Raw genomic sequence first — 3,542 nt, 5'->3', positions numbered from 1 at the left:
CCCACATTCCGCACCCTAGTCGTTGAAATCAAAAGTTGCTCTAGCCCTTGTATAGTAAGACTTTTAGCGATTACTAAGAATTATGAAGTGTCACACTCTAGTTAGCGATCGCCAGCTTAATGAGAGTTTATCTCAATAATTTGGTATCAGAGTTATCAGATTTTTAGGGCTAATTGTGCATCTGCTGGGCAACCAAATTAGCCTGTAATTCAGAGCCGGCAATCGTTTTGACGATTTAGATAAAATTTTCAATGTGACACTTTAGGGTGCGGAATGTGGGAGATAAGAGCGGATATGGCAGTTGAAGTCACCCTCAAATTGCCGGAACACTTACTGGAATATGCCAAGCGGTTGGGAGCCTCAACACAGCAAGAAATTGCAACTGTCTTAGCCGAATCCTTGCAATGGCTCTGGCTGACAGTTGGCGAATTTTCTCCCCCTTCCCAGTTATCGGATGCCGAAGTCTTGGCACTGGCAAATTCTCGGATGGATGAGGTACAGAACCAGCGATTGGGCGAGTTACAGACGAAAGGGAAAAATACAGCCTTGACAGAAGCAGAACGCTACGAACTCTTAGCCTTACTGCATATCTATCAACTGGGACAGTTAGGCAAGTCAGAAGCCTTGGCAGAAGCGGTACGCCGAGGCTTGCGGGAGCCACTGGTGGCATGAGTGCCATTCCCCCAGAGGTTCGCCAGCGAGTGAGAGAAAGAGCGGGCGATCGCTGTGAATATTGTTTGAGCCGTCAAGAGTACATCATGGGACTGATCTGAAATGACGATAACTCAAAAAGATTGGGATTGAATTGCCGTGATCACCACCGTATTGATAATATCGGGAACGGTACAACCGCGACTGAGATCATTGACGGGTTTTTTTAATCCCTGTAGGATTGGACCAATCGCTAAAGCTTTCGTTTCCCGCTGCACGGCTTTATAAGTATTATTACCTGTATTCAGGTCAGGAAAAATAAACACCGTTGCTTGGCCCGCCACCTCTGACCCCGGCATTTTTTGGGCGGCTACTTCCCTATCCACGGCCGCATCGTACTGAATCGGGCCTTCTAGCTTCAAATCGGGGCGTTTTTCCCTAGCGATTTTGGTCGCTCGTCGTACTTTTTCCACGTCTTCTCCCTGGCCCGATTGACCCGAAGAATAGGAAAGCAGGGCGATTCGCGGCTCTATTCCGAATTTTTGGGCGGTTTCGGCAGAAGATAGGGCGATTTCGGCTAATTCCTCGGCACTAGGGTCGGGATTGACCGCACAATCCCCATAGACCAAGACCCGATCCTCTAGACACATAAAAAAGACCGAGGAGACGATCGCACAATCGGGCTTAGTTTTGATAATCTGGAGTGCAGGCCGAATCGTGTGTTGAGTGGTATGCACTGCCCCCGATACCATACCATCAGCATCGCCTTGATACACCATTAAAGTGCCAAAATAGGAGACATCCTGTGCATAATCCCGGGCCATGTCGAGATTCATTCCCTTGGCTTTTCTCGCTTCGTAGAGGGTCTGCACATAGCTTTCAAAATGGGGACTAGCCACGGGGTCAATAATTTGCAGGCGATCGAGATCGAGAGTGATACCATGTTTTTTAATCACCATTGCAATCTCGTCCGGTTGTCCCAAGAGGGTTAAATCGACGATATCCTGTTCGATTAAAACTGTGGCTGCCTGGAGGATGCGCGGTTCAGTCCCTTCGGCCAAAACGATGTGACGTTTTTGCGCTTTGGCCTGTTGTACGAGATTATAGGTGAACATCTTCGGGGTAATCCCCTGGGTCCGCAAAGTGCGAATTTGCGCTTCTAGGCGATCGAGATTGATGTTACTGTGAAAAAGCTGCAGACTGAGGTTAATTTTATCGTAGTCGGTCGAGGTCAGGGTGGTCCGCACTTGGTGGATGCGTTCGGCCGTGGTGTAGGTATCGGTGGTGACGGAGAGAATCGGTAAGGGATCGGGCAAACCTTCAATTAAACGGGCGATCGAAGGATTGAGGTTATGACCTGCTGTTAAGACTATACCGGCTAATTGGGGATAATTGGCTGATTGGTGGGCCTGTAACATCCCGATAATCACATCGCCGCGATCCCAAGGAGTGATAATTAAACTATCTTCTTTTATCCGCTCTAGGGCATTTTGCATCTGCATGGCCACCACCAGAAAGTTACTAGCTAAACTGTCTAATCTCTGCTGTCCGTAGAGAACTTTTGCCTGTAATTGTTGGGCGATTTCTGCCACTCGCGGGCTGCTCAGTTTGGCATTGTGGGGAATCACTCCTAGAGCATATTCTTGGGGGGGAAAAATTTTAGTCAGGGTTTTCCGTAATTCCCCTATTTTTTCCTCTTCAGCTTGATTGATAATAATCCCAATCACCGTACAACCTTTATCTTGGTAGGTGTCGCAGGAAATCAGGATCGGACTAAGGGCATCTTCGATACTGCGATTGTGGGCATTACCTAATATTAAGATGGGATAACCGAGATTTTTGGCAATTTCTGTATTTAGTTCAAATTCAAAGGCGGAATTTTCTTGCAGGTAATCGGAACCTTCACAGAGGATAAAATCATATTTTTTTTCTAAGTTTTTAAACTTTTTGATAATTCTTTCGATGATTTCATCAAATTTTTGTTGTACCAATAAATCCTTAACTTCGTCATAACATAAACCAAAGGCCTCTTCGTAGGTTTGTTCTAATTTAAAATAATTGAGGATTAAGTCAATGTCTTCGTCCCGATGACCTTGGGAACAGTCGAGAACAATTGGCTGGAAAAAAGCAACTTTATTAGTTTTGCGGAGAATTAAGTCAATAATTCCTAAAGCTACTAACGCTTTACCGCTTCCCGTTGCCGTCGTGCTGATATATAAAGAGTTAGTCATGGGTAGAGCAGAATAATAACAAGAGTGGGATTTAATTGGGCTACCCCAACCTTGAGGTGAGCGATTGATCCCCCCTTAATCCCCCCTTAATCCCCCCTTAATAAGGTGGTTTTGATCCCCCCTTAATCCCCCCTTAATAAGGGGGGCAGCGATCAAGTTGTCTATAAGGGCGTGAATTGTTGGGAAATTTTCAGGTAAACTATCTTTAGTTGTTGGCTAATCCAGAGATTTTTCTCACAGAGCGATCGCTGTTTGAATATCTACCAGAGAGTGATGGACTATACCTTGTAATCTAGCAGTTATTTTGTCCGATTGCTGTTCACTGGTAACATTTTTTCCATCGACTTGATTTAATTTCCTCAGATTACAATAAAGACTCCAGAAAATCCTATCACCGGCTTTCCAGCTAAGGCTTGGTTTTTCATAAAGATTTAAGTAGGTAGGCGTTAAAAGTTGTCAGACACCCCCCTTATCAAGGGGGGCAGGGGGGATCCCCCCGCCTATCGGCACCCCCCTTATTAAGGCTATCCATTAGTCGGATCTTTCTTAACAAAAAGAGAAGAAACTTAAAAAAAGGGGAAACGATTGATAGGTATAGTTTTGAAAGAAGGAATTAAGGTGGAGGTAAGCAAAAAAATGGAGAAATGGGCAGCCCAAGAA

At 45.4% G+C, this 3,542-nt stretch carries 2 protein-coding genes; one reads left to right on the top strand and one right to left on the bottom strand.

Annotation, left to right across the window (positions count from 1 at the left end):
- Positions 1 to 294: 294 nt before the first annotated feature.
- Positions 295 to 672 (top strand): hypothetical protein, encoded by a 378-nt coding sequence (locus O9290_RS20575; protein ID WP_043999324.1) that lies wholly within the window; start codon positions 295 to 297, stop codon positions 670 to 672.
- A gap of 113 nt (positions 673 to 785) precedes the next feature.
- Here O9290_RS20575 and pta read toward each other — a convergent pair whose 3' ends face one another.
- Positions 786 to 2,882 carry a phosphate acetyltransferase gene (gene pta, locus O9290_RS20570; protein ID WP_288056388.1) on the bottom strand — a complete coding sequence of 699 codons (2,097 nt, stop codon included), beginning with the start codon at positions 2,880 to 2,882 and terminating at the stop codon, positions 786 to 788.
- Between the last annotated feature and the right edge of the window lie 660 nt (positions 2,883 to 3,542).

The sequence above is a fragment of the Microcystis sp. LE19-41.2A genome (assembly GCF_027530405.1).
Taxonomy (GTDB): domain Bacteria; phylum Cyanobacteriota; class Cyanobacteriia; order Cyanobacteriales; family Microcystaceae; genus Microcystis; species Microcystis aeruginosa.
This window is presented reverse-complemented; position numbering and strand designations above follow the sequence as displayed.

What these genes read in the sequence shown, in the direction of transcription:
- O9290_RS20575 (WP_043999324.1), top strand. Translation starts at nt 295, where the DNA reads ATGGCAGTTGAAGTCACCCTCAAATTGCCGGAACACTTACTGGAATAT.
- pta (WP_288056388.1), bottom strand. Translation starts at nt 2,882, where the DNA reads ATGACTAACTCTTTATATATCAGCACGACGGCAACGGGAAGCGGTAAA.